General features: G+C 72.4%; 24 protein-coding genes. 10 read left to right on the top strand and 14 right to left on the bottom strand.

The annotated features are described in order from the left end of the window. Positions 1–131 precede the first annotated feature (131 nt). Positions 132–1,241 carry an LLM class flavin-dependent oxidoreductase gene (locus OHV05_RS11440; protein ID WP_405017581.1) on the bottom strand — a complete coding sequence of 370 codons (1,110 nt, stop codon included), beginning with the start codon at positions 1,239–1,241 and terminating at the stop codon, positions 132–134. A 652-nt stretch (positions 1,242–1,893) separates the two neighbouring features. Between OHV05_RS11440 and OHV05_RS11445 the strand changes: the two genes are divergently transcribed. The 3 genes from OHV05_RS11445 to OHV05_RS11455 all read left to right on the top strand — a co-directional run bounded on the left by OHV05_RS11445 (position 1,894) and on the right by OHV05_RS11455 (position 4,973). After that, positions 1,894–2,493 (top strand): DedA family protein, encoded by a 600-nt coding sequence (locus OHV05_RS11445; protein WP_405017582.1) that lies wholly within the window; start codon positions 1,894–1,896, stop codon positions 2,491–2,493. A 323-nt stretch (positions 2,494–2,816) separates the two neighbouring features. Further along, entirely contained in the window at positions 2,817–4,082 is a 1,266-nt protein-coding gene (locus tag OHV05_RS11450; RefSeq protein ID WP_405017583.1) for a hypothetical protein, read from the top strand. A 180-nt stretch (positions 4,083–4,262) separates the two neighbouring features. Continuing rightward, entirely contained in the window at positions 4,263–4,973 is a 711-nt protein-coding gene (locus OHV05_RS11455) for a VC0807 family protein (RefSeq protein ID WP_405017584.1), read from the top strand. A 174-nt stretch (positions 4,974–5,147) separates the two neighbouring features. On the opposite strand, the gene OHV05_RS11460 is transcribed toward OHV05_RS11455, so the two are convergent. From OHV05_RS11460 to OHV05_RS11485, 6 genes are all read right to left on the bottom strand, one after another. Next, positions 5,148–6,038 (bottom strand): alpha/beta fold hydrolase, encoded by an 891-nt coding sequence (locus OHV05_RS11460; protein WP_405017585.1) that lies wholly within the window; start codon positions 6,036–6,038, stop codon positions 5,148–5,150. Beyond that, the gene (locus OHV05_RS11465; RefSeq protein WP_405021433.1) at positions 6,035–7,156 is read right to left on the bottom strand and encodes a branched-chain amino acid ABC transporter permease; all 1,122 of its coding nucleotides are present in this window, start codon (positions 7,154–7,156) and stop codon (positions 6,035–6,037) included. Before OHV05_RS11465 ends, OHV05_RS11460 begins: the two co-directional genes overlap by 4 nt. 74 nt (positions 7,157–7,230) lie before the next feature. Further along, a complete protein-coding gene (locus OHV05_RS11470) occupies positions 7,231–8,097 on the bottom strand; it encodes a branched-chain amino acid ABC transporter permease (protein ID WP_405017586.1) in 867 nt (288 codons plus the stop codon). Then, positions 8,097–8,867 (bottom strand): ABC transporter ATP-binding protein, encoded by a 771-nt coding sequence (locus OHV05_RS11475; RefSeq protein ID WP_405021434.1) that lies wholly within the window; start codon positions 8,865–8,867, stop codon positions 8,097–8,099. The genes OHV05_RS11470 and OHV05_RS11475 overlap by 1 nt, the downstream gene beginning before the upstream one ends. A 119-nt stretch (positions 8,868–8,986) precedes the next feature. Then, positions 8,987–9,793, bottom strand: a complete 807-nt coding sequence (locus tag OHV05_RS11480) for an ABC transporter ATP-binding protein (protein WP_405021435.1) — start codon at positions 9,791–9,793, stop codon at positions 8,987–8,989. Between the two features lie 116 nt (positions 9,794–9,909). After that, positions 9,910–11,205: a substrate-binding domain-containing protein gene (locus tag OHV05_RS11485; RefSeq protein ID WP_405017587.1), complete on the bottom strand. Its 1,296-nt coding sequence runs from the start codon at positions 11,203–11,205 to the stop codon at positions 9,910–9,912. Between the two features lie 284 nt (positions 11,206–11,489). On the opposite strand from OHV05_RS11485, the gene OHV05_RS11490 reads away from it, so the two are divergent. Beyond that, positions 11,490–12,311, top strand: a complete 822-nt coding sequence (locus tag OHV05_RS11490) for a CoA transferase subunit A (RefSeq protein ID WP_405017588.1) — start codon at positions 11,490–11,492, stop codon at positions 12,309–12,311. A 3-nt stretch (positions 12,312–12,314) separates the two neighbouring features. Next, positions 12,315–12,983 (top strand): 3-oxoacid CoA-transferase subunit B, encoded by a 669-nt coding sequence (locus OHV05_RS11495; protein WP_405017589.1) that lies wholly within the window; start codon positions 12,315–12,317, stop codon positions 12,981–12,983. Between the two features lie 93 nt (positions 12,984–13,076). On the opposite strand, the gene ung is transcribed toward OHV05_RS11495, so the two are convergent. Both ung and OHV05_RS11505 read right to left on the bottom strand, forming a co-directional pair. Further along, positions 13,077–13,766 (bottom strand): uracil-DNA glycosylase, encoded by a 690-nt coding sequence (gene ung, locus OHV05_RS11500; RefSeq protein ID WP_405021436.1) that lies wholly within the window; start codon positions 13,764–13,766, stop codon positions 13,077–13,079. Between the two features lie 210 nt (positions 13,767–13,976). Continuing rightward, positions 13,977–14,756 (bottom strand): HAD-IIA family hydrolase, encoded by a 780-nt coding sequence (locus OHV05_RS11505; protein ID WP_057237655.1) that lies wholly within the window; start codon positions 14,754–14,756, stop codon positions 13,977–13,979. A 295-nt stretch (positions 14,757–15,051) separates the two neighbouring features. Here OHV05_RS11505 and OHV05_RS11510 point away from each other — a divergent pair, with 295 nt between their 5' ends. The 4 genes from OHV05_RS11510 to OHV05_RS11525 all read left to right on the top strand — a co-directional run bounded on the left by OHV05_RS11510 (position 15,052) and on the right by OHV05_RS11525 (position 18,442). Continuing rightward, positions 15,052–16,008 (top strand): lytic polysaccharide monooxygenase, encoded by a 957-nt coding sequence (locus OHV05_RS11510; RefSeq protein ID WP_405017590.1) that lies wholly within the window; start codon positions 15,052–15,054, stop codon positions 16,006–16,008. 117 nt (positions 16,009–16,125) lie between these two features. Then, positions 16,126–17,226 carry a Gfo/Idh/MocA family oxidoreductase gene (locus OHV05_RS11515; RefSeq protein ID WP_405017591.1) on the top strand — a complete coding sequence of 367 codons (1,101 nt, stop codon included), beginning with the start codon at positions 16,126–16,128 and terminating at the stop codon, positions 17,224–17,226. 138 nt (positions 17,227–17,364) lie between these two features. Beyond that, entirely contained in the window at positions 17,365–17,658 is a 294-nt protein-coding gene (locus OHV05_RS11520; RefSeq protein ID WP_405017592.1) for a DUF6412 domain-containing protein, read from the top strand. A 97-nt stretch (positions 17,659–17,755) separates the two neighbouring features. Further along, the gene (locus OHV05_RS11525; protein WP_405017593.1) at positions 17,756–18,442 is read left to right on the top strand and encodes a YidC/Oxa1 family membrane protein insertase; all 687 of its coding nucleotides are present in this window, start codon (positions 17,756–17,758) and stop codon (positions 18,440–18,442) included. A 1-nt stretch (position 18,443) separates the two neighbouring features. Here OHV05_RS11525 and OHV05_RS11530 read toward each other — a convergent pair whose 3' ends face one another. Both OHV05_RS11530 and OHV05_RS11535 read right to left on the bottom strand, forming a co-directional pair. Then, positions 18,444–19,487: an adenosine deaminase gene (locus OHV05_RS11530; protein WP_405017594.1), complete on the bottom strand. Its 1,044-nt coding sequence runs from the start codon at positions 19,485–19,487 to the stop codon at positions 18,444–18,446. A 45-nt stretch (positions 19,488–19,532) separates the two neighbouring features. Continuing rightward, positions 19,533–20,834 carry a DUF445 domain-containing protein gene (locus OHV05_RS11535; protein WP_405017595.1) on the bottom strand — a complete coding sequence of 434 codons (1,302 nt, stop codon included), beginning with the start codon at positions 20,832–20,834 and terminating at the stop codon, positions 19,533–19,535. A gap of 111 nt (positions 20,835–20,945) precedes the next feature. Here OHV05_RS11535 and OHV05_RS11540 point away from each other — a divergent pair, with 111 nt between their 5' ends. Continuing rightward, positions 20,946–21,941 (top strand): Gfo/Idh/MocA family protein, encoded by a 996-nt coding sequence (locus OHV05_RS11540; protein ID WP_405017596.1) that lies wholly within the window; start codon positions 20,946–20,948, stop codon positions 21,939–21,941. A 34-nt stretch (positions 21,942–21,975) separates the two neighbouring features. On the opposite strand, the gene OHV05_RS11545 is transcribed toward OHV05_RS11540, so the two are convergent. The 3 genes from OHV05_RS11545 to OHV05_RS11555 are packed head-to-tail and all read right to left on the bottom strand — an operon-like array spanning position 21,976 to position 25,314. Next, positions 21,976–23,265 carry a nucleotide sugar dehydrogenase gene (locus OHV05_RS11545; protein ID WP_405017597.1) on the bottom strand — a complete coding sequence of 430 codons (1,290 nt, stop codon included), beginning with the start codon at positions 23,263–23,265 and terminating at the stop codon, positions 21,976–21,978. A 10-nt stretch (positions 23,266–23,275) separates the two neighbouring features. Further along, complete coding sequence (locus OHV05_RS11550; protein ID WP_405017598.1) at positions 23,276–24,373, bottom strand: glycosyltransferase family 2 protein; 1,098 nt, start codon at positions 24,371–24,373, stop codon at positions 23,276–23,278. Then, positions 24,370–25,314 carry a Gfo/Idh/MocA family protein gene (locus tag OHV05_RS11555; protein WP_405017599.1) on the bottom strand — a complete coding sequence of 315 codons (945 nt, stop codon included), beginning with the start codon at positions 25,312–25,314 and terminating at the stop codon, positions 24,370–24,372. Before OHV05_RS11555 ends, OHV05_RS11550 begins: the two co-directional genes overlap by 4 nt. Between the last annotated feature and the right edge of the window lies 1 nt (position 25,315).

The raw sequence follows: 25,315 nt of genomic DNA on the forward strand, positions 1-25,315 counted from the left end.
CCGGGCCGTCGTGTCCCGGCTGCCCTGGTGCCGGCCGCCTTGGTGCCAGCCGTCCTGCTGCCGGCTGTCCTGGTGCCGGGCACCTGGTCACGGACCGTCAGGTCCGGCCGTCGGGGTGCCCGGGTCATGGCTCACGCCGACTGCGTCCCACCGTCGGCGGTCAGCCCGTACGCCTCGGCGATCAGGCCGTAGGAACGCTGCCGTGCCTCGTGGCCGTGGATGTGCGAGGTCACCATCAGCTCCTGGGCGCCGGTCCGCTTGCGGAGCGACTCCAGCCCGTCGGCGACCTCGCCGGGGGCGCCGAGCACGACATTGGCGAGCCAGCTGTCCAGGAAGTCGGCCTCGGCCAGGCTGTACGGGTACTGCTCGGCCTCGTCCGGGGTCGGGATCAGGCCCGGTGTCCCCCGGCGCAGCCGGAGCATGGCCAGCCCCGCCGAACGGGCCAGCCGCCTGGCCTGCTGCTCGTCGTCGGCCGCCACCGCGCTCACCCCGATGAGCGCGTACGGCTCGTCCAGGACGGCCGAGGGGCGGAAGGAGGACCGGTAGAGGTCGAGCGCGGGGACGGTGTTGGCCGCGCTGAAGTGGTGCGCGAAGGCGAACGGCAGACCGAGCCGCCCTGCCAGCTGTGCGCTGAAGCCGGACGAACCGAGCAGCCAGACCGGCGGTCGCCCGTCACCCTGCGGGACGGCGGTGAGCCTGGCGTACGGGTGGCCGTCCGGGAAGTCGCCGTCCATGAAGTGCAGCAGCTCCGCGAGCTGCTGGGGGAAGTCGTCCGGGCTCTCCGCCACACCCCGGCGCAGCGCCCGGGCGGTGGCCTGGTCGGTGCCGGGCGCCCGGCCGAGGCCGAGGTCGATCCGCCCCGGGTGCAGCGACTCCAGCAGGCCGAACTGCTCGGCGATGGCGAGCGGCGCGTGGTTGGGCAGCATCACACCACCGGAACCGAGCCGGAGGGTACGGGTGTGCGCGCCGAGGTGGGCCAGCAGCACAGCCGGGGTGGAACTGGCGACTCCGGGCATCCCGTGGTGCTCGGCGACCCAGAAGCGGTGGTAGCCCCAGCGCTCGGCATTGCGGGCCAGCTGGGTGGTCGCCTCCAGCGCCTCGCTCGGCGAGTAGCCGACGCCGACCGTGGCGAGGTCGAGGATGGAGAGCGGTGCCGGGGCCGTGCCTCGGGTCACGCCACGGATGGGGTCGGCGGGCGGGGCCTGCGGTGTGCTCGCCTGCGGCTCGTCCTCGGAGGTCATGCCGGGGTTCTCCCTTCTGGCGGGGTGCGGAATGTCCGATCCTGCCGTCGGGACTCCATCAACCGGGCCGGAAGGTCTCCTGTTCCCGATGGCGGGTGCGGGTTGTTCCCGGTGATGGGGTGCACCTGGTCCGGGCGGAGGGCGCCGGTGCTCCGGCCGGTGCGGACGGGAGTGCTCCGGCCGGCCGGGATCGGCGGGCAGCTGCCACTACCACCGCCGACGGTTACGCGACCACCCCTACCGACCTGACGATCTGACAGCAACCTTTACCGGGTGGTGAATTAGGGGTTGGCGAATTGCCGCCAGCGCCAGAAGTCGCCAGCTGTAGGACTCGCGCCGCCGGACCCCTTCCGGCAGGCTTTCCGATCGACGGGGGTCGCGCACCATCACCCCTGCTCCCACCTGCAAGGTCGACGGGCTGGACCAGTTCCGTTGGACCCCTGTGGGCCCCTGGAGCGGTACCCCGCTCCAGGGGCTCACGCCAATTCCACCGCACCCTGCGGCCGCGGCCTCCGGTCGGCGAGCGGCTCGCCCGGCCGTATCGTGATGCGTGACACACGGGGGTGCTTCATGGCATGAAACGTCAACCCGCTAGCGTTTACCCCCGTAGTCATCGGGACACCTCCCGAAGACTTGTTGAGGGAGCATCGCCTTGGACGCCGCAGCGCTGGTAGGGCCGGTATGGATCTGCGTACTGGCGCTCTTTGCCGTGCTCGGTGACGCCTTCCTGCCCTTCATCCCCAGCGGCACCCTGGTCATCCTGGCCGTCCTGAACACCGCCGAGGTGGACGGTGCGCCGCTGCTGCTCGCGGCTGGCGTCGCAGTCGCGTCGTTCCTGGGTGACTTCGTTCTGCTGAATCTGGCCCGCCGTGGTTCACCCCGGGTTCAGCGTCAGCTCGACGACCGCCCCGAACTGGCGGCCAGTGTCGAACGGCTGCAGCAGTACTTCAGTGGGCAGACCAGTCGGACGGCCGCCGCCGTGGTGATCGTGGCCCGCTTCGTGCCGGCCGGGCGGACCGTCCTGGACCTGGCCGTCGGCCACTCGGCGTCCTCCTCCCGCCGCTTCCTCCGGATGTCCGCGCTGGCCGCGCTCATCTGGGCCTCGTACATCGTGAGCCTGGGCTGGCTGAACAGTCACTGGTTCAACACCGACTGGCTGAGCCTGGCCGTCTCCTGTGTCGCGGCCACCGCGATCAGTACCACGGTCGCCAGGCTGGTCCGCCGTCGGCGCCGCGAGCTCAAGCTCACCTGACGCTCCCCCAGTTCGACGCTCCGGCCCGACTCGGCGCCTCGCTGCGTGGTCCCGTTGCCCTGGCCTTGTTGCCGGTGACCCGGCTCATGCGGTCCAAGTCCCGTGGCCCGAAACCTGTGCTCCGACGCCGGTGTTCCGGAGAACTGTCCCAAGACTGCAACAGTGCTCCTATGGTGGAGCCGTACGCCCCTTGTGTCGCGTGTTGTCCCGCGACGAAGGGGCTTTGAAGTGCCCTCATCTCGCATGGCATGCTGGCGATGAAATATCCATCAATATCCGATTTTTCCGCACGGATGGTCGGATGCACTACGGCTGGGGAGACCATGGGCAGCATCTCGCGTAGGACCGTGCTGAGTGCCACCGCCGCAACCGCCGCCCTCGGGGCGGTGGCCGCCTGCAGCGACAGCGGCTCCGGGAGCGGCGGTTCGGGTTCCGGCAGTTCCACGTCGGGAAGCCCGCAGAGCAGCGGCAGTTCGAGCACCGCGCCGGTGAAGGGCAAGCCGATCGGGGACGGCTCCGCGGCGGACACCGGGGCCCAGCCCAACCAGCCGAAGCCCGAGAAGCTCAAGCCCGGTGAGACGCCGCCGCAGTTCGTGGTCTTCTCCTGGGACGGCGCGGGCGGCACCGACGACAACCAGTTCCCGAGGTTCCTCAAGCTGGCCGAGCAGTACAAGGCCACCATGACCTTCTTCCTCTCCGGCATCTACACCCTGCCGAAGAGCAAGTCGAACCTCTACCACCCGCCGCAGCACTCGGTCGGTGCGTCCGACATCCCGTTCCTCTCCGACAACGCGGTGAAGAGCACCATCAAGCTGATCAGCCAGGCGTGGTTGGCCGGACACGAGATCGGCACGCACTTCAACGGACACTTCTGCTCCACCCGCTCCGACGGCAACGGCGTCAACAAGTGGAGTCCCGAGGACTGGCAGAGCGAGATCGACCAGGCCGTCTCCTTCGTCACCCAGTGGAAGACCAACACCGGCTTCACCGACGTCGACCCGCTCCCCTTCGACTACAAGAAGGAGCTGATCGGGGCTCGGACCCCGTGCCTGGAGGGGCAGAAAACGCTGCTGCCGACCGCGGTCAAGCTGGGCTGGAAGTACGACGCCAGCTCGCCGGGCGGTCTGCAGATCTGGCCGCAGAAGGTGCAGGACGGGAAGATCTGGGACTTCCCGCTGCAGTCCATTCCGTTCCCCGGGCACAACTTCCAGGTGCTCTCGATGGACTACAACATCCTGGCCAACCAGTCCGCCGGCAGCACCAAGGGTGACCCGACCAAGTACGACGCCTGGCGCACCCAGGCCAAGGACGCCTACCTGGCCGGCTTCGACCGCGCCTACAGCTCCAACCGCGCACCGCTGTTCATCGGCAACCACTTCGAGCAGTGGAACGGTGGCATCTACATGGACGCCGTCGAGGAGGCCCTCAAGGTGATCGCGGGCAAGCCCGACGTCCGGCTGGTGTCGTTCCGTCAGTTGGTCGAGTGGCTGGAGGTCCAGGACCAGTCGACGCTGCGGAAGCTGCGGACCCTCGGGGTGGGCAAGGCACCTGCGGAGGGCTGGCCGGCCTTCCTCGGCTCGGCGGGGTGACGCCGGGGGCGCGTCCGGAGGTACCGATCGGGTGACGGCGTTCAGTTGACGACGGGTCAGACCATGACATCCGTCATCCGGATGTCATCACCGGCGGCACTGCCCGGCGGTACCCCTGTCGCGGGATTCTCATGGAGGCAGCAGACAGCCGCCAGGGAACATCGGACAGGGGAATCAGCGATGGCACTCAGCACCAGCACTCGAATCGACGGCAGCGCGCGTACCGACTCCGTCGCCACCACCGACGCTCCCGGTGCCGGGGTGGACCCGAGGATCGCCGGGCTCGCTCCGCTGGCCGTCGACGTGGCACTGCCGCTGGCCGTGTACTTCGCCGCCCACTCACTGCTCGGGCTCGGCCTGGTCGCCGCACTCGGTCTCAGCAGCGCGGTCCCCGTTGTCCGGACGGTGGTCGGCCTGGTGCGGCGGCAGTCGACGAACGCGCTCGCGCTGCTGATGCTGGCCCTCAACGTGGCGGGTATCGCCCTGTCCACCGTGGCGGGTGACGCCCGGCTGATGATCGCCAAGGACGGCGCGGTCTCCAGCGTGCTCGGCGGCGCCATCGTGATCTCGGCGTTGCTCGGCCGACCGGCGATGAGTGCCGGACTGCGGCCCTTCCTGGTCAAGAACAGTGCGGCCCGGGACGCCGCCTGGGTGCGGCTCTCCGCCGGGGACGCCGCCTTCCGTCGCAACGAGCGGCACTTCTCGCTCGTCTGGGGCACGGCTCTGCTCGTCGAGTGCGCGGCCAAGGTCGTCGGTGCCTACACCTTCCCCGTCGAGACCATGGTCTGGCTGGGGCCGGTCATGCTCTCGGCCGCCATCGTCGTCGGCATCGCCGTCGGCAACGTCTTCGCGGGGCGGATGGCCGAGCGCATCGGTGCCGAGTCGGTCTGACCTCGGTGGCAACCGCCGCGTCCCGCCGACGACTCCTGTTCCCTCGGGCCCCTCCGGACATGATCCGGAGGGGCCCGAGGCGTCGCTGCGCAGCGCCGACACCCCGTCATCACGGGGTGGGTATCGGCAGGTGCCGCGCTCTGGCCGGCCGCAGCGCCCCCGGTGACGACCGGATCAGCCCGCGAGCAGCCGCCGCACGATCTGCTCGGCTCCGGCCTGGCCGGCAACGATCGTGTAGTGGTTGGTGTCCGGCACCAGGGTGGCCCTGACCCGCTCCGGGTCGAGCCCCGCGAACGCGAGCCGGCCAGGGTCGTACAGCCCCTGCGGCTCGTCCATCAGGCCACGCTCGGCCCACAACAGTTCGGCGGGCAGCGGCAGTCGGTGGACCGCCCCGGCGGCGTCCTTGTCGAGCAGGACCTCCCCGCCGTCCTGCCGGATCGCCTCCGGCACGCAGGAGGAGCGGAGTTCGGGCCCGGTACCGATCAGATCCCGCTGGATGTACTCCTCGAACTCGGCCGGCCACCCACCTGCGAAGGCCGGGTGCCGCTGCCAGAACTCCCGGTAGGCGTCCCGGTCGGGGAAGGTCATCGACAGCCGGGCCAGGGCCGGGCCGAGCACCGCGGCCAGTGCGGCGTCCTCGGTCACGCCGACCGGCAGCGGGAAGCTGACCGCCCCGTCCACCAGGAGCAGCGAGGACGCCAGCCCGGGGTGCCGGACGGTGGCGAGCGCGGCGATCCACGCGCCCATCGAGTGCCCGGTGAGGCGGACCGGGCCGAGGTCGAGGGCCGTCACCAGAGCGGCCACGTCGTCGGCGTGCCGGGCCAGGCCGTACGGCCCGGTGACCGTCCGGCTGGCTGCCCGGCCACGCAGGTCGGGCGCTATCAAGGTGGCCCGGCCGGCGAGACGGCGGGCCACCTCGCTCCAGGCCAGGGCGTTCGCGGTGATGCCGTGCAGCGCCAGCACGGTCGGGGCGTCCGGCTCGGTGGCCGGCCACCGGAGCACCGTCAGATCACCGCCCGGGACAGGGACGGTCAGCTCTTCGTAAGGGGTGGGTCCGGAGCTCACGTGGTGCCACCTTCCAGGGAGTGGGCCGGGCCGGGGACGCCGGCCCGGCCGGCTTCGGAGCGGCCGGCCCGGATACGGGTCGGCAGCTTGGCCAGGCCGCCGGGGAGCAGGTAGACCACGGCGACGAAGAGTGCACCGAGCAGGACGAGCGGCTGCGACAGCGGTACCCGGAGCACGGCCGGAAGGTCGGCGACGGCCGAGGAGTTCGCCAGATCGCCCAGCCGGTGCCCCGCCCAGGTGTAGAGGACGCCGCCGAGCAGCGGGCCCCAGCGGGTGCCCGAGCCGCCGAGCACCACCATCACCAGCAGCGCGAGGGTGGCGTCGGAGGTGGCAGCCTGCGGGGTCGCGCCGCCGGTCAGCAACAGGTAGACGACCCCACCGGCACCGGCCAGGCCGCCGGCGATCACGAAGGCCAGCAACTTGAAGCCGTAGGGGCGCAGGCCGAGCACCTCGACCCGGCGCTCGTTCTCCTTGATGCCCTCCCAGACCCGGCCGGTGGGAGAGCTGACGGTCCAGTGGACGACGGCCAGGGTCAGCACCAGGTACCCCAGGGCGATCCAGTAGAGGTTGGCGGTGTTCTCGATCCCGACCAGGCTGTCGGGCAGCATCTCGACCGGGGCGGCTCGCCCCTCCTCGCCCCCGGTGACCCCACCGGGGTTGCGCTGGACCAGGATGGAACCTGCCTGGGCGAACGCGAGCGTCACCATCGAGAACCCGATGCCGGTCACCCGCAGGCTGACCGAGCCGAGCAGCAGTGCCAGGCTGACGGAGCAGCCGATGCCGAACAGGGCGGCGGCGACGAACGGGAGCTGGAGTTCGAGCATCGCGAGGTCGGTCGCGTAGAGACCGGTGGCGAAGTAGAGCGCGTGCCCGAACGAGAGCAGGCCGGTGCGGCCGAGCAGGAGGTCGTAACCGGTGGCCAGCGCCCCGTAGACCAGACAGAGGGCGATGAGCTGCAGGCTGCCGGGACTGCCGAGCGGGCCGTCGAGCAGTCCGGGAAGCGGAAGCGCACTGTAGGGGGCGACAAGGAACAGGATCAGCAGAGCGATCGGCCACCAGCGTAGCGCTCTGTGCACGACTGTCGAGCGCTCCGTGATTGATTCACCTGTTCGAGGGATGGTGCGATCGGGCCCCGCTGGAGCAGACTTGCCGTCAGCGGCGCTTCCGGTGCTCGTGGTTGAGGTGTCAGTGCTCACGCGAGCCTCCCGGTGAGTCCGCGCGGTCGTACCAGGAGCAGTACGGCCAGCAGCACGACGACCGAGAGGTCGCCGAGCCCGGCAGCGGTGTAGTAGTTGGCGAACTGCTGGACGAGCCCCACCGCGACGGAGGCCACCGCCGCTCCGGTGACGGAGCCCATGCCTCCCATCACGACCACCACGAAGGCGAAGATGAGCAGGCTGGTCCCCTGGCCGGGGTGGACCGAGCCGAAGTAGAGACCGCTCAGCGCCCCGCCGAGTGCGGCGGCCGCACCACCGATCGCGAAGACCAGCGTGAACGCCTTGCGGACGTCGATGCCCAGGGCCGTGACCATCGCACGGTCCTCGACGCCGGCCCGGACCACCAGGCCGTACCGGGTCCGGCTCAGGAAGAGCCGCAGCGCCACCAGGACCAGGGCCGCTGCCGCGAGCAGGACGAAGCGATTGACCGGGACGATCGCGCCGAACAACCCCACCGTGCCGGAGAGCGCGGCGGGTTGGGGGAAGGGACGGGAGTCCACCCCCCAGATCCCCATCAGCAGCGCGGGCAGCGCAAGACCGACACCGACCGTGGCCAGGATCTGGTCCCGGGGCCGGTTGTAGAGAGGACGGATCAGCACCAGTTCGAGCAGGACGGCCGCGACCGTCCCGACCGCCGTACCGAAGACCACCGCCCACCAGAAGCCCATCCCGCCCTCGGTGCCCGCCCACCAGGTGGCGTACGCACCGACCGAGAGCAGCGCACCGTGGGCGAAGTTGAGCACGTCCATCAGGCCGAAGATGAGCGAGAGCCCGGAGGCGACCAGAAAGTACAGCGCACCCAGTCCGAGACCGGTACAGGTGAGGAGGACGACAGTGTCCATCAGGGAGCCACCTCCGTGGTGACAGCGGCAGTCGGAGCGACGGGAGCAGATGCGGATGCGGGCACGGGGCGGCCGACGCCGAGCAGGCGGCGGGCGGCCTCCTCGTCGGCGAGCAGTTCGGCCGTCCCGCCCCGGTGGGCGGTCCGACCGTCGGCCAGCACCGCGCAGGCGCCGGCGAGCCGGCGGACCAGGGCGAGGTTCTGTTCGACCAGCAGGACGGGTACCGTCGCGGCGGCCCGCTCCAGCACGTCGGCGACCTCGGACACGATCCTGGGCGCCAGGCCCTTGGTCGGCTCGTCGGCGATGATCAGGCGGTTGCCGTTGAGCAGGGTCCGCCCGATCGCCACCATCTGCTGCTGCCCGCCGGACAACGTCCCGGCCAACTGCCCGGCCCGTTGCGCGAGTTCCGGGAAGAGCTCGTGGACCAGGTCGTACGCCGGGGCGCCGTCCCGCTCGGCCAACCGGAGGTTCTCCGCCACGGTCAGACCCGCGAAGATCCCCCGGTCCTCCGGGGCGTAGCCGATGCCCTGACGGACCACCAGATGGGTCGGCAGCTTGACCAGCTCGGTGCCCGCGAACCGCAGGCTCCCGGTGCGCGGCACCAGCCCCATGATCGCCTTGACCGTGGTGGTCTTCCCCGCGCCGTTGCGCCCGAGCAGGGCGGTGACCCCGCTCGGCGCGACGTCCAGGTCCACCCCGTGCAGGATGTGCAACCCGTCGATCACCACCCGCAGATCACGCACGGTCAGCAACGCCGCCCGGTCACCCACGGCACCGGGGTCAGCGGCACCAGCAGCGGCGTCAACACCGGCGCGAGCACCAGCAGCGAAGCCCCCGGAGCCGTCGCCGTCGTCGTCGGTCCGACCGGAGGTCGGGAAGGAGGAGTCCGTCACAGTGCCTCTCCCAGGTACGCCTGCTGGACGGTGGCGTCCGCCATCACCGCAGCGGGGGTGTCGAGCGCGAGCAGCGTGCCGTGGTGCATCACGGCCAGCCGGTCGGCGAGTCCGAGCAGGACGTCCATGTGGTGTTCCACCATCAGTACGGTTCGGCCGAGGTCCCGGTGCACCGAGCGGATCAGTGCGGTCAGGGCCGGGACCTCCTCCGCACTGACACCGGCCATCGGCTCGTCCAACAGGATCACCCTGGGGTCGGAGACCAACAGGACGGCCAGTTCCAGCTTGCGTTTCTCACCGTGCGACAGCGCACTCGCCAAAGTGTCGGCCCGGTGGGCGAGTTCGGTCCGCTCAAGGGTCTCGGCCACCTGCTCGGCGTACCGACCGGCCCGACGCCAGATCCGGTACGAGGCACCCGGCCCGGCCGCCGCCTGGGCGGCCAGCCGGACATGGTCGGCCACCGTCATCCCGCCCCACAGGGAGGAGGTCTGAAAGGTCCGGCCCAGGCCACGGCGGGCCCGGCCGTGCACCGACTCGGTGGTGACGTCCGCGCCGTCGAGCTCGATGCTTCCGTGCGTCGCCGGGTAGATCCCGGAGATCAGATTGAACAAGGAGGTCTTACCCGCCCCGTTCGGACCGATGAAGGCGATGAACTCACCCTCGTGCACGTCGAAGGAGACATCCTCGACAATCGGCACTGCACGGACCGACCACCCCACCCCGCGCAGTCGCAGCCTCGGCTGTGACCGCCGCGCCGAAGCAGCCGAGGCCCCGACTTGGGCTTCCGCTGCCGGGGTACCCATCGCCCCGTCGGCCCCGTCGGCCCCGTCCGCCCCAGCCCCTTCCGCCGCCCCGGCCGCCCCGTCGACTCCGTCAGCAGCCGGGAAGGCGGCTCCCACCACGCGGTTCGGCATCGGGATCAGCCCGCGATCGGGGTGACCGGGGGTGCCACCTGGTCAGCGGCCAGGGTCTTCTCCACCGTCGGCTTCGCGTCGGCACCGGTCCCGGTGAGCTTCACCTGGAACATCGGCTGCAGCAGTGCGTGGTCCTCGGCCCGGACGGTGAGCTTGCCCTTGACCCCGTCGAAACTCCACCCCTCCAACGCCTTCACGAGCGCGTCGGTGTCGTCGGCCGAGCCCTTGTTGGCTTCGATCGCGTGCACCACCATCTGCGCGGCGGTGAAGCCGTCGGGGGTGAAGATGTCCGACTTGCTGCCGGCCTTGCCGACCGCGGCGGTCATCGCCTTCTCGGCCTCGGTGCCGGCCGCACCGTCGAAGTAGTGGTTCAGGAAGGAGATCTTCTCGGCCGCCGGGCCGAACAGCGGGTAGGAGGCCGCCAGGTCGAGGCCGGTCACCACCCTGGTCGCCGCGAAGACGTCCTGCTGGCTGAGCGAGGTCCAGAGCGCGGAAGCGGTCTCCCCCGCCCAGGCGACGTACAGCAGGTCCGGCTTGGCGGACTTCGCCTGGGTCGCGAACGGAGTGAGGTCGGTGGCGCTCGGCGGCGCGAGCACCGACTCCACCGTCGCCCCCTGTCCGCCCAGCACCGCCTTCACCGCCGCCACGTTGCCCTGCCCGAAGGCGTTGTCCTGGGCGAGCACCGTGACCTTCTTGCCCTTGGCGTCCCCGATGAACGAGGCCGCCGCACGAATGTCCTGGTACGACTGCCGGCCCGAGCGGAAGGTGTACTTGTTCAGTCCGGTGACCTTGTCGGTGGCGGCCGGGCCGCTGATGAAGAGCACCTTGTTCTGCGCCGCGATCGGGCCCACCTGGAGCGCCACCCCCGAAGCGGTCGAGCCGGCCAGGATCTTGTGCCCCTTGCCGATCAGGTCCTTGGCGGCGGAGACGGCCTTGGCCGGATCGCCCGCGTCGTCCTGCTCGGCGATCTCGATCCGGTGCCCGGCCACCGCGCCGGTGCCCTTGGTCGCGTAGTCGAGCCCGGCCTTGAAGCCCTCCAGGTACTGCTTGCCGTAGGCCGCCAGCGGACCGGTCTTGGAGTACACCAGTCCGACCTTCACCGGAGCACCGCTACTGCCCGAGCCGCCGGAGCCGCCCGCGTCGGCCGCCGTGGTGCCCGCCGTACCGGCCTTGGCACAGCCGACCACGGTCACGGCGAGCAGTCCGCCCAACGCGGCGGCGAGCACACGCCGGCTGCCTCGGCGGACGGTCGGTCCTGCGGCCCGAGCTGCGGTTCCTGGGGTGCTGGTCGAACTGCGCATGATGGCCGACTCCTGACAACACGGCGGGGGTGGATGCCGGAACCGTAGGTGCGGCATCGAACGGGCGACATGTGACGGGACGACGCAGCGTCAGCCGTCGATGTGTGCCGGGCAGCCATATCCCCGACCGTCGCCCCGGCTCATGTGCCCGATCGCCATGGAACCGGCCACCCCCATGGCCACGGCCGCCATGGAAAGCGCCGCTCGGCTGCGGCGAAGGTGGGGGCGCAGCAAGGTCCCGACCTCCTGCGGCACCGTCCCAACCCCCTCATGAGGTGACTCCCTTGGACAAGGTCTTGGACTCCCCCGCGCACGCGGTCGCGGACATCCCCGACGGCGCGACGCTCGCCGTCGGCGGCTTCGGCCTCTGCGGCATCCCGAGCACCCTGATCGGCGCCCTGGTCACGGCCGGCACCACCGACCTACGCGTGGTGTCCAACAACTGCGGCGTCGACGACTGGGGCCTCGGCCTGCTCCTGCGGGCCGGCCGGATCGCCCGGATGACCTCCTCCTACGTGGGCGAGAACAAGGAGTTCGCCCGGCAGTACCTGTCCGGTGAGCTGGAGGTCGAGCTCACCCCGCAGGGCACGCTGGCCGAGCGGCTGCGGGCGGGCGGCGCCGGCATCCCCGCGTTCTTCACCCCGGCGGGAGTAGGCACCCAGGTCGAGGAGGGCGGTCTGCCCTGGCGGTACGCCGCCGACGGGAGCGTCGCGCTGGCCTCACCGCCCAAGGAGGTACGGGAGTTCGGCGGTCGGCGCTACCTGCTGGAGAAGGCCGTCACCGCCGACTACGCGCTGGTCCGCGCCGAGGTGGCCGACCGGCACGGCAACTGCGTCTTCCACGCCGCCGCGCGCAACTTCAACCCGCTCTGCGCCACCGCCGGCCGGATCACCGTGGTCGAGGCGGACCGGATCGTCGAGCCCGGCGAACTCCCGCCGGACGCGATCCACCTGCCCGGCGTGTACGTCGACCGGGTGGTCGCCGCCGACCCCGCCGACCGCCGGATCGAACGCCGCACCGTCCAGACCCCGGCCCCGACCCAGACCCAGACCCGGGCCCATGCCCCGGCCTCGCCCGCCAACTCCACCACCCGCCAGGGGAGCTGAGCCATGACCAGCACGACCGCCACGGATCACGAGCCCGGCCACACCGCCCTCGACCCCCGCGAGGCCCTGGCCGCCCGGGCGGCCCGCGAGCTCCACGACGGCCAGTACGTCAACCTGGGCATCGGCCTGCCCACCCTGATCCCCGGTCACCTGCCGCCCGGTGTGCACGTGGTGCTGCACTCGGAGAACGGCATCCTCGGTGTCGGCCCCTACCCGGACGAGGGCGCCGAGCACCCCGACCTGATCAACGCGGGCAAGGAGACGGTGACCGTCGCCGACGGCGCCGCGTACTTCGACTCGGCCTTCTCCTTCGGCATGATCCGGGCCGGTCGGATCGACGTCTCGGTGCTCGGCGCAATGCAGGTCTCCGCCACCGGCGACCTGGCCAACTGGATGATCCCCGGCAAGATGGTCAAGGGGATGGGCGGTGCGATGGACCTGGTGCACGGCGCCCGACGGCTGATCGTGGTGATGGAGCACACCGCCCGGGACGGCTCCCCGAAGATCGTTGACGAGCTGTCACTACCCGCCACCGGCCGAGGCGTGGTGCACCGGATCGTCACCGACCTGGCCGTCATCGACGTCACGCCCGAGGGCCTCCGGCTGGTCGAGGTCGCCCCCGGCCACGCCTTCGACGAGGTACAGGCCGCCACCGGCCCGAAGCTGCTCTGACCCGCGCCCCACCGTCCGACCCCAGCCGACCCCAGCCGGGCCCGGCACCAACTCCGCCCCTCGCGGCGCGACGGTGCCAGGCCCGGCCCCCGGTCAGCCCTGCTCGGACAGGTTCGGCACCCGCCAGTCGATCGGCTCGCTGCCGAACCCGGTCAGCGCCTCGTTGATCTGCGAGAACGGGCGGCTGCCGAAGAACAGCCGGGCCGACAGCGGCGAGGGGTGCGCGCCCTGCACGACCACGTGCCGGGAGGTGTCGATCAGCGGCAGCTTCTTCTTCGCGTAGTTGCCCCAGAGCACGAAGACGCAGGGCTCCGGCCGGTCGCTGACCGCGGTGATCACCGCGTCGGTGAACTTCTCCCAGCCCTTGCCCTTGTGCGAGTTGGCCTCGTGCGCCCGCACCGTGAGCACCGCGTTGAGCAGCAGCACGCCCTGCTCGGCCCAGTGCATCAGGTACCCGTTGTCGGGGACGGGGATGTCGAGGTCGGTGTACAGCTCCTTGTACATGTTCCGCAGCGAGGGCGGGGTCTTGACGCCGGGCTGCACGGAGAAGCTCATCCCGTGCGCCTGGTTGTCGTCGTGGTACGGGTCCTGACCGAGCACCAGCACCCGGACCTTGTCGTACGGCGTGGCCGCCAGCGCCGCGAACTCCTGGCCGCTGGGCGGGAAGACCTGGTGCCCGGCCCGCTGCTCCGCCACGAAGGCCGCCAGCTCACCGAAGTACGGCTTGGCCAACTCCCCTGCCAGCGCCCCGCGCCAGGACTCCGGCACCTCGAACCCGGCCACCGTCTCCACCGTTTCCGCCGTCTCCACCAGCTCGGTCACAGCCCCACTGCCTTTCGCCGCACAACGCCTCTGACCCCCCGTATGACACCCCGAACGCTACACACCCGGACCGACACGCCCGTGCCCCTCCGGACCGCTGGGAACCAGCCGGACCGAAGGGGCACGGACCACGGAGAGCGAGCCCGGCGAGGAGCGGGCGGCGAGCGTCGGTCAGACCAGCTCGATCAGGTCGGCGATCGACTTGACCACCCGGGTCGGCCGGTACGGGAAGCGCTCCACGTCCGCCTCGGCGGTCAGGCCGGTGAGCACCAGGATGGTCTCCATGCCGGCTTCCATGCCCGCGACGATGTCGGTGTCCATCCGGTCACCGATCATCACGGCGGTCTCCGAGTGGGCGCCCGCGCTGTTCAGCGCCTCTCGCATCATCAGCGGGTTGGGCTTGCCGACGAAGTACGGGTCGACGCCGGTCGCCTTGGTGATCAGCGCCGCGACCGAGCCGGTGGCCGGCAGCACGCCCTCGGGGGACGGGCCGGTCTCGTCCGGGTTGGTGCAGATGAACCGCGCACCGGCGTTGATCAGGCGGATCGCCTTGGTCAGCGCCTCGAAGCTGTAGGTGCGGGTCTCACCGAGGACCACGTAGTCCGGGTCCTTGTCGGTGAGCACGTAGCCGGCCTGGTACAGCGCGGTGGTCAGACCGGACTCGCCGATCACGTAGGCGGTGCCACCAGGGCGCTGGCCCTTGAGGAACTTGGCGGTGGCCAGGGCCGAGGTCCAGATGCACTCCTCCGGCACCTCCAGACCCATCCCGGCCAGCCGGGCGCTGAGGTCACGAGGGGTGTAGATGGAGTTGTTGGTCAGCACCAGGAACGGCTTGCCGGACTCCCGAAGGCGCCGGAGGAACTCCTCCGCGCCCGGGATCGGCGTGCCCTCGTGAATGAGGACGCCGTCCATGTCGGTCAGCCAGGACTCGATGGGCTTGCGCTCTGCCACGTGCGTGTCTCCCGAAGTCGTGCGAGGTCGTGCGGATTGCGGTGAGAGTGGCGCCCGGGAGGGCCCCACCAGGGATACTGCGCTGCCCCAACGGGGCCCAGCCTAATCCGCACGCCTGCCCGAGGGGAGCACGTCCCGCCCACCGGACGGTGCGCTCAGTCCCCCGGGCCGATCCTCATGGGCACCTCAAGGGAGCCTTAAAGGACCCCTAACGGAGCTGATGCTCCGTCAACTGCCAAGCGGCGCCTGGCTAGCGTACTTCCCAGCGACCCCCACCGCTGAAGGAGCACCCCACATGTCTCTCCGTCGCACCGCCGTCGTCGTCGCGCTCGCCGGCACCGCACTGGCCACCAGCGCGCTCGGCGCGGGCACCGCCACCGCCCACGGCTCCCTGCAGAACCCGCTCAGCCGGGTGTACGGCTGCTACCTGGAGAACCCCGAGCAGCCGAAGTCCGCCGCCTGCAAGGCCGCCATCGCCTACGGCGGCACCCAGGCCATGTACGACTGGAACGGCATCCGGATCGGCGACGCCGCCGGCCGCCACCGCCAGCTGATCCCGGACGGCCGCCTGTGCAGCGCGAACGCGGCCGAGTTCGTCGGGCTCGACCTCCCCCGCAACGACTGGCCGGCCACCAACCTGACCGCGGGTTCCGCCACCACGTTCAAGTTCCGGGCCACCGCGCCGCACCGCGGCACCTTCCAGCTCTTCATGACCAACAGCAGCTACAACCCGACCCTCCCGCTGAGCTGGTCGAACCTGGATGCCACGCCCTTCGCCAGCATCACCGACCCGGTGGTGGTGAACGGCTACTACTCGTTCCCGGTGACCATCCCGACCGGTAAGACCGGCCGTCAGATGATCTACGCGATCTGGCAGCGCTCGGACAGCCCGGAGGCGTTCTACACCTGCTCCGACGTGGCCTTCGACGGCAGCGGTACGGCCGCCGCCCCGGCCGCCGCGGTGCCGGCCTCGGACACCGCCGAGCACCACGACCACGCGGCCGCCCCGGCGGGGGCCCCGGCCGTGGCCCCCGCCGCAGCCGCTCCGGCCGCCGCCCCCGTGGTCGCCCCGGCAGCCGCACCCGCCGCCGAGCCCGCCGGCGCACCGGCACCCGCCAAGGAGCTGGCCGCCACCGGCACCGACCGCTCCACCGGCCTGATGGCCGCCGTCGGCACCTCGTTCGTCCTGGCGGGCGGTGCCGTCGCGGTCCTGCACCGCCGTCGCCGGCTCGAGGGCCGCTCCGCCCGCTGACCCCACGGCACTCACCGCCCGCAGCACCTCGCCGGAGCTCGACCCGGCACCGACCACGACCCCCGCCCCGGAGATTCCGTACCCGTCCGACGGCGGGGGTCGTGGTTGAGTAAGGGCATGAGCAGCACGCCACGCCCCCCGTTCCGCGTCGGCCTGGTCGGCTTCGGCCTGGCCGGCTCGGCCTTCCACGCCCCGCTGATCGCCGGCACCCCCGGACTGCGGCTGGACGCGGTGGTCACCGCCAACCCCGACCGCCGCGCCCAGCTGCACCGCGAGCACCCGGACGCCCGTCCGCTCGACACCCCCGAGCAGCTCTTCGAGCAGGCCGCCGACGGCCGGCTGGACCTGGTGGTGATCGCCTCCCCCAACCGCACCCACGTACCGCTGGCCCGGACCGCGTTGACCGCCGGTCTGCCCACCGTGGTGGACAAGCCGCTGGCCGCCACCGCCGCCGAGGCGGCCGAGCTGTGCCTGCTGGCGGAGCGGACCGGCACCCTGCTCTCGGTGTTCCAGAACCGCCGCTGGGACGGCGACTTCCTGACCGCCCGTCGACTGGTCGAGGACGGCTCGCTCGGCCGGGTGCACCGGTTCGAGTCCCGGTTCGAGCGGTTCCGGCCCAAGCCCAAGGCGGGCTGGCGCGAGCTGGCCGACCCGGCCGAGGTCGGCGGCACCCTCTACGACCTGGGCAGTCACCTGGTGGACCAGGCGCTCACCCTGTTCGGTCCGGTCGAGTCGGTCTACGCCGAGGTCGACGTCCGCCGGGACGGCGCGGCGGTCGACGACGACGCCTTCCTCGCCCTCACCCACACCTCGGGTGTCCGCTCGCACCTCTGGACCAGCGCGATCACCGCCCTCGGCGGCCCCCGGCTGCGGGTGCTCGGCGACACCGCCGGGTACGTGAAGTCCGGGATGGACCCGCAGGAGGCCGACCTCCGGGCTGGCCGCCGCCCGGACGACGGCACCCCCTGGGGCGCGGACGACCCCGCCCACTACGGCACCCTCGGCACCGACGAGTCGTCAGCCCCGTGCCCGACCGCCCCCGGCGACTACCCGGCCTACTACGCGGGCATCGCGGCCTCCCTCACCGACGGCACCCCGCCGCCGGTCGACCCGCGCGACGCCGTCGCCACCCTCGCCGTGCTGGAGGCCGCCCGCGCCTCGGCCGCCACCGGAAGCACCGTCCGCCTGCCGGACCACCAGGCCGGTCGGCACAACTGACACCCGACAACCGGCACCCGACAACCGGCACCCGGCACCCGGCACCCGGCAGACTGGCCCGGCCGGGGCCACACCCTGCCGACCGGTCTGCGTAAGATGACCCCGAAGCTCTCGCCCCGAACCGGAGGAGGTCCGGCCATGACACTGCTCGCCGTACTCCTCGGCCTGGTCCGGGTGCTGACGGGCGACCAGCTGACCGGTGCCGGCGGCCTCGGCGTCGTCGCCGCCGCAGCCACCCTGGTCCTGTTGGCCGGGGTGGCCGCGGCCGCCCTGTCGACCGCCCGGCTGCTCGGGGCACGGGCCCCGCGCGCGGTACGGGACGGAGCGCTGCGCCGACGCGCGTTCCGGTCGGCCTTCCTGCCCCAGCGTGATCCGGACGCCCGGGGCCGTCGTCGCCCCAGGGCACCGGGCGCGGCCCTGACGGCCGCCTGAGCCCGCAGCTCCTTCCGCACCACCGAGCACCGCACCGGCACACCGGCCGTCCTCCGCCGACCTCTCGTACCCGAGACCCCGGAGGGCTCACCCCGTCATGTCCGTCTTCACCCTGCTCGATCCCGCCGTCGGCCTGGCCCACGACGCCGTCGCCGCCCTGGCCCAGCCGCTGCCGACCGCCCTGGCGATCGTGCTGTTCACCGTCTGCGTCCGCCTGCTGCTGCACCCGCTGGCCCGGTCCGCCGCCCGTGGCGAACGGGCCAGGCTCCGGCTCGCGCCCCGGCTCGCCGAGCTGGGCCGCAAGCACCGCGACCAGCCCGAACGGCTGCGCGCCGCGGCCGCCGAGCTGTACCGCACCGAGGGTGGCTCACCCTTCGCGGGCTGCCTGCCGATGCTGGCCCAGGTGCCGTTCTTCATGGTGATGTACCGGCTCTTCACCACGCCGAACGACCTGCTCGGCGCGACCCTGTTCGGCGTCCCGCTCGACCTGCACCCGAGCGCCGCGAGCGGACCGGCCGCGCTGCTCGCGTTCGCCGCCCTGTTCGCGGCGCTCGCGGGCCTGGGGTGGCTCGGCTTCCGCCGGGCCCGCCGGAACATCACCGACCCGACCGCACCCGGTGCCGCGCTGATGCCGTACCTGTCCTACGGCACCGTGCTGTTCGCGGTCCTGCTGCCGCTGGCCGGGGCGCTCTACCTGCTCACCACCACCGCCTGGACGCTGGCCGAACGGGCCTGGCTGCTCCGGCCGGAGAGCGGATCGGTGCCCGTCCCGGCCGGGAGCTGACTCAGCCCCGGTCCCACCCGGCAAGGTACTGGTCGATCTCACCGATGATCCGGGCCTTGCCGGGTGCGTCCAGGAAGGACGCCTCGACGGCGTTCCGCGCGAGCGCGGCGACGCCGGACTCGTCCAGGTCGAGCAGCCGGGCGGCGACCGCGTACTCGGTGTTCAGGTCGGTGCCGAACATCGGCGGGTCGTCGCTGTTGACCGTGACCAGCAGCCCCGCGTCGACCATCTGCCGGATCGGGTGCTCCTCCATCCGCGCCACCGCGCGGGTGGCGATGTTGGAGGTCGGGCAGACCTCCAGCGGGATGCGGTGTTCGCCGAGCCAGTCCAGCAGTGCCGGGTCCTTGACCGCCTGGGTGCCGTGGCCGATCCGCTCGGCGCCGAGCACCCGCAGGGCGTCCCAGACCGTCTCGGGCCCGGTGGTCTCACCGGCGTGCGGGACACTGTGCAGACCGGCCGCGCGGGCCCGGTCGAAGTACGGCTTGAACTGCGGGCGCGGCACGCCGATCTCGGGACCGCCGAGGCCGAAGCTGACCAGGCCCTCCGGCGCCAGGTCGACCGCCAGCCGGGCGGTCTCCTCGGCGGCGGCCAGACCGGCCTCGCCGGGGATGTCGAAGCACCAGCGCAGCACCACGCCGAGCTCCTTCTCGGCCGCGATCCTGGCGTCCTCGATCGCCTCCATGAAGGCCACGTCCGGGATGCCCCGGCTGACCGAGGAGTACGGGGTGACGGTCAGTTCGGCGTACCGGATGTTCTGCCGGGCCATGTCCTCGGCCACCCCGAAGGTGAGCGAGCGGACGTCCTCCGCGTCGCGGATCAGGTCCACCACGCTCAGGTAGACCTCGATGAAGTGCCCGAAGTCGGTGAAGTCGAAGTACGCGGCGAGCGCGGCCGGGTCGGTCGGCACCTTGCTCTGCCCGGCGTGCCGGGCGGCCAGTTCGGCCACCACCCGGGGCGACGCGGAGCCGACGTGGTGGACGTGGAGTTCGGCCTTGGGCATCCCCGCGATGAACGCCTCGATGCCGCGCTTGCCCTGAGCCACCACTTCGTTCTCCTTCGTACGATGCAGACGCGCCATGCTAACCCGCCCTCAACCGCCCAGCGCCACGGCCACGGTGTGGATCAGCAGCCCGGCCAGCGCACCCACCACGGTGCCGTTGATCCGGATGAACTGCAGGTCGCGGCCCACGTTCGCCTCGATCTTGCGGGAGGCGTCGTCGGCGTCCCAGCCCGCCACGGTCTCCGAGATCAGCGAGGTGATCTCGGCCCGGTAGGTCTCCACCACGTACTGGGCGGCGTCCTGCAGCCAGCCGTCGGCCTTCGCCTGCAGCTTGGCGTCGGTGGCCAGCCGCCGGCCGAACGAGCGCAGCCCGTCCCTGATCCGGCGGCGCAGCTCGCTCTGCTCGTCCTCGGCGGCGGTCAGCACCAGGGTACGGACGGCCGACCAGGAGGAGGCGATCAGCTCCTGCACCTCGGGGCGGGCCAGCAGGTCGGCCTTGGTCCGCTCGACCCGGGCGATGGTCGCCGGGTCCTGCTGGAGCTCGGTGGCGAAGTCGGCCAGGAAGTTGTCGATCGCGCCCCGGGCCGGGTGCTGCGGGTCGTCCCGGATGTGGGTGACGAAGCGCATCAGCTCCTTGTGCACCCGCTCACCGACCTGGTGGTCGATGAACTTCGGGGTCCAGCCGGGGCTCTTGCTGGTGACCCGCTCGACCACGTCCCGGTGATGCTCCGTCAGCCAGTCGTGCACCCGGACGGCGACCAGGTCCACCACGCCGTGGTGCCCGCCGTCGGCGACCACCTTGGCGAGCAGCCGACCGGCCGGTTCGGCCACCGAGGTGGCGGCGGCCCGCCGGGTGACCGCCTCGGCCACCACGGCCTGTACGTCGTCGTCGTTGAGCACCGCGAGCACCCCGCGCAGCGCGGCCGACGCCTCGCCGGTGACCCGCTCGGCGCTGCCCGGCGCGGCCAGCCACTCGCCGAGCCGGTGGGCGATGCCGATCCGGGCCAGCCGGTCCCGGACCACCGGGGCGGAGAGGAAGTTGTCCCCGACGAAGTCGCCCAGCGACTGGCCGAAGGCGTCCTTCTTGGTCGGGATGATCGCGGTGTGCGGGATCGGCAGCCCGAACGGGCGGCGGAACAGCGCGGTGACGGCGAACCAGTCCGCCAGCGCACCCACCATGCCCGCCTCGGCCGCCGCCGCGACGTACCCGGCCCACGGCCCGGCCCCGGCCGCGTCGGCCCAGGTGGCGAGCCCGAACACCACCGTGGCCAGGCCGAGCAGCCCGGTGGCGAACAGCTTCATCCGCCGGACGCCCCGGCGCTTCTCCTCGTCGGCCGCCGTGAAGCTGACGCCCAAGCCGGCCTTCGTCCTGACCTTCTGATCGACGCTCACCTGGACAGTCTGCCCCGCCCGGGCCGATCATCCGACGGAGCCACGTCCTTCTCCGGGAGAGATCAGGGACGCGCCACGCTCCGGGCCCAGCCTCGAAAGGTGTCATCCCCCATGACCAGCTCCGACCGACCGATCCGCTGGGGCATCCTCGCCACCGGCGGGATAGCCGCGGCCTTCACCGAGGACCTGCTCGCCGTCCCCGGCGCCGAGGTGGCCGCCGTGGCCTCCCGGACCGAGCCCGCCGCCCGGGCCTTCGCCGACCGCTTCGGCATCCCCCGGGCGTACGGCTCCTGGGCGGAGCTGGCCGCCGACCCGGAGGTCGACGTGGTGTACGTGGCCACCCCGCACACCGCGCACCACGACGCCACCACGCTGATGCTGGAGGCGGGGAAGGCGGTGCTGTGCGAGAAGCCGTTCACCCTGAACACCCGTCAGGCCGAGCAACTGGTCGCCACCGCCCGGGCCCGGCAGCGCTTCCTGATGGAGGCGATGTGGATGTACTTCAACCCGGTGGTCCGCCGGGTCGTCGAACTGGTCAGGGGCGGGGCGATCGGCGAGGTCAGGGCCGTGCACGCGGACTTCGGCTTCCCTGCGCCGCCCGACCCCACCAGCCGGCTGCTGGACCCGGCGGCGGGCGGCGGCGCCCTGCTGGACCTCGGCGTCTACCCGGTCTCCTTCGCCCACCTGCTGCTCGGCGAGCCCGAGCGGATCGAGGCGGTCGCCACGCTGACCCCGGAGGGCGTGGACGAGCACACCGCCGTCGTACTCGGCCATGCCGGCGGCGCGCTGTCGCTGCTCAGCTGCTCGCTGGTGGCCGGGTACGGGCAGCGGGCCTCGGTCCACGGCAGCACCGGCCGGATCGAGCTGCCCACCGACTTCTTCCACGCCACCAGCTTCGTGCTGCACCGGGACGGGGGGACCGCCGAACGGTTCACCCTCGACCGGGGACCCGGCCACGGGCTGGGGCTGGAGGCCGCCGAGGTGGTCCGCTGCCTGCGGGCCGGGCTGACCGAGTCGCCGCTGGTGCCGCTGGACGGCTCGCTCGCGGTGATGCGGACGCTGGACACCGTCCGGGCCCGGATCGGGGTGCACTACCCGGGCGAGTGACGACCCGTCCGCCGGCGGCTCGGGTGGCGACCGGTCAGGCGCCCAGCACGATCCGCCGCACCCCCGCCCAGCGCGCCGGGTCGGTGACCCGACGGCCGTCGAGCAGCACCCCGACGCCCGGTAGGTCGGCCGCTCCCAGGGTCCGGTACTCGGGGTGGTCGGCCTGCACCACCGCCGCCTCGACCGGCTCGCCCCGGTGCGGCGGCAGCCCGAGCCCGGTCAACTCCTCGGCGTCGTACAGCGGATCGGCCACGTACGGCCGCGCCCCGGCCGCCCGGAGCGCGGCCACCAGTGGGAAGACCCCGGAGTACGCGGTCTCCTTGACCCCGCCCCGGTAGGCGGCGCCGAGCACCAGCACGCCCCGGCCGGTCAGCCCGCCGAGCACCGCCGCCAGCCGTCCGACCGCGTACCCGGGCATCGCCAGGTTGGCCTCCCGGGCGGCCTCGACCACCGTCGCGGCCGGGTCACCGGACAGGTAGAGCCTCGGGTAGACCGGGATGCAGTGGCCGCCGACCGCGACGCCGGGCTGGTGCAGGTGGCTGTACGGCTGCGAGTTGCAGGCTTCGGTCACCTCCGCCAGGTCCACCCCGATCCGGTCGGCGTACCGGGCGAACTGGTTGGCCAGGCCGATGTTGACGTCCCGGTAGGTGGTCTCGGCCAGCTTGGCGAACTCGGCCGCCTCGGCCGAGCCGAGCGCCCAGACACCGTTCGGGCGGGGCAGATCGGGGCGCGGGTCGAAGTCCAGCACCTCACGGTAGAACTCGACGCCCTGCCGGGTGGAGCGGTCGTCGACCCCGCCGACCAGCTTCGGGTATCGCCGCAGGTCGGCGAAGACCCGGCCGGAGGAGACCCGTTCGGGGCTGAACACCAGCCCGAAGTCCGTCCCGGGCCGCAGGCCCGACCCTGCCGCCAGCAGGTCGGCCACCCGGCCCGCGGTGGTGCCGACCGGCAGGGTGGTCTCGTAGCTGACCAGGATGCCGGGCCGCAGCCCGGCCGCCACGGCGGCGGTGGCGGCGTCCAGCAGGGTGAAGTCGGGCCGGTCGTCCGGGCCGGTCAGCAGCGGCACCGCGACCAGGACGGCGTCGGCTCCGGCGACCGCCGCCGTGGTGTCCGCCTGCGCCGTCAACCTGCCGTCGGCGACCGCGAGTTTCAGCCGCTCCGGCAGCTCGGCCTCGCCGGGGAACGGCGGTCGGCCCTGGTTCACCTGCCGGACCACCGAGGGCGCGGTGTCCGCGCCGAGCACCCGGTGCCCCTTGCCGGCGAACTGCACCGCGAGCGGCAGCCCGATCTTCCCCAGCCCGACCACACAGATCGTCCGACCCACCGTCGCCCCCTCAGCCCCGCGTCATCCGGCCGGCCAGCCGGCGCCAGCCCTGCCGTCGGCGCAGCTCGCGCCTGGCCCGCTCCGGGACCAGGTCCCGCCAGATCTGCCGGGGCAGCTCGAACCGGGCCGCCCCCCGGCCGAGTTCGTCCTCGATCAGCCCCCGGACTGCCCGGTACCGGTCGGCCCGAGCCAACTCCAGCCGGAGCCGTTCGGGCTCGGCCAGGTCGGCCAGCACGTCGCAGTGCGCGCGGACCAGCCGGCCCACCTCGGCCACCACGTACCGCTGCTCGGCCTCGGACTGCCCGAGCAACTCGGCCTGCAGCAACTGCGGTACGTCCCAGCCGAAGTGGCGCAGGTGCAGGGCCCGGCGGGCCTCGCCGCCGGGCTCGGTGAGCCGGTCGGTGACGGCCAGGATCTCGGTCAGCCCGCGCAGCCGGTCGCGGTGGCCGGAGCGGACCGTGGCGTTGGCCCGGTCGGCGCGCAGCACCGCGTGGTAGCAGTCGTAGTCGGCCAGCACCGAGACCCGCCGGGCCCGCAGCAGCGCCTGCAGGGTGAACGGCTGGTCGGAGTAGACCGGCAGGTCCTCCCGGCGGCGCAGGCCGTGCCGGACCAGCGGCTCCCGGCGGAACAGCTTGGTGTCCGAGAGCGCCCAGGCCAGCGCGGAGTCGGTGAAGTCGACCGAGGGCTCGGTGCGGTCGAAGATGCCCTGCGGGACGTGCCGGCCGCCGACCCCGACCATCTTGCCGAGCACCACGTCCGACTCGTACCGGTCGGCCATCGCGACCAGCCGCTCCAGCGCCTGCGGGCCGAGCCAGTCGTCGGCACCGAGGAAGAACACGTAGCGGCCGCCGGCCAGTTCCATCGCCCGGTTGGTGGGCGAGGCCGGGCCACCGGAGTTGGCCTGCCGCTCGACCCGGAACAGCCCGGGGTGCTCCCGGGCGAACCGGGCCAGCTCGGCGCCGCTGCCGTCGGTGGAGCCGTCGTCGACCGCGACCACCTCCAACCGGCCCGCACCGATGGACTGTTCGACCAGCGAGGTGAGACAGGCCGTCAGATACGGCATCGTGTTGTAGACCGCGATCACCACGGTGACGTCGGGGGTGCTCACCGGGACACCACCCCCAGCAGGCTCTGCCGCCCGGCGGCGGCCAGCACCGACTCCGCCACCTCGACGGTGTGCAGGCCCTCGGTCAGTGCGACGGTCTCGGCCGACCGGCCGGCCACCGCCTCGCGGAACTGCTCGTGCTCGCTCATCAGCGGCTCCCGTTTCGGGAAGGCGTACCTGATCACGTCGCCTTCGGTGACACCCCGGAAGGTGCGGACGGTGTCCCACTCGGTCGGCACCGCGCCGTTCACCTGCAGGGTCAGGTCCGCGGTCAGCGTGTCGGCGACCAGGCAGCCGCGCTCGCCGGTCACCGCCACGTACCGCTCCTTCTGCGGGCTGAGCCAGTTCACCAGGTGGCTGACCATGGTGCCGTCGGCCAGCGTGCCGACCGCCGCCACCATGTCCTCGTACGGGCGACCGCTCTTGCGCACCGTCCTGGCGGCCACCGAGGCGTAGCTCTGGCCGGTGATCCAGCCGGTCAGGTCGATGTCGTGGGTGGCCAGGTCCTTGACCACCCCGACGTCCGCGATCCGGCGCGGGAACGGGCCCTGACGGCGGGTCGACACCTGGTAGACCTCACCGAGTTCGCCGCGGGCCAGCCGGGCCCGGAGCTGCTGGAGGGCCGGGTTGTAGCGCTCGACGTGGCCGACCCCGGCGATCTGCCCCCGGAAGGCGTCCACCAGCCGGCGGGCGGCCCTGGCGTCGTGCGCCAGCGGCTTCTCGATCAACGCGGGCACTCCGGCCACCGCGAGCCGCAGGCCGACGCTCTCGTGCTGGGCGGTCGGGCAGGCCACCACCGCGTAGTCGACGCCCAGCGCGAGCAGGTCGTTGAGGTCGGCCAGCACCGGGACGCCGTCGGGGGCGGTGCCGCCCGCCGGGTCCACCACGCCGACCAGTTCGACCCCGGCCAACGCGCCCAGGACCCGGGCGTGGTTGCGTCCCATC

The organism is Kitasatospora sp. NBC_00070, assembly GCF_045041205.1.
Taxonomy (GTDB): Bacteria; Actinomycetota; Actinomycetes; order Streptomycetales; family Streptomycetaceae; genus Kitasatospora.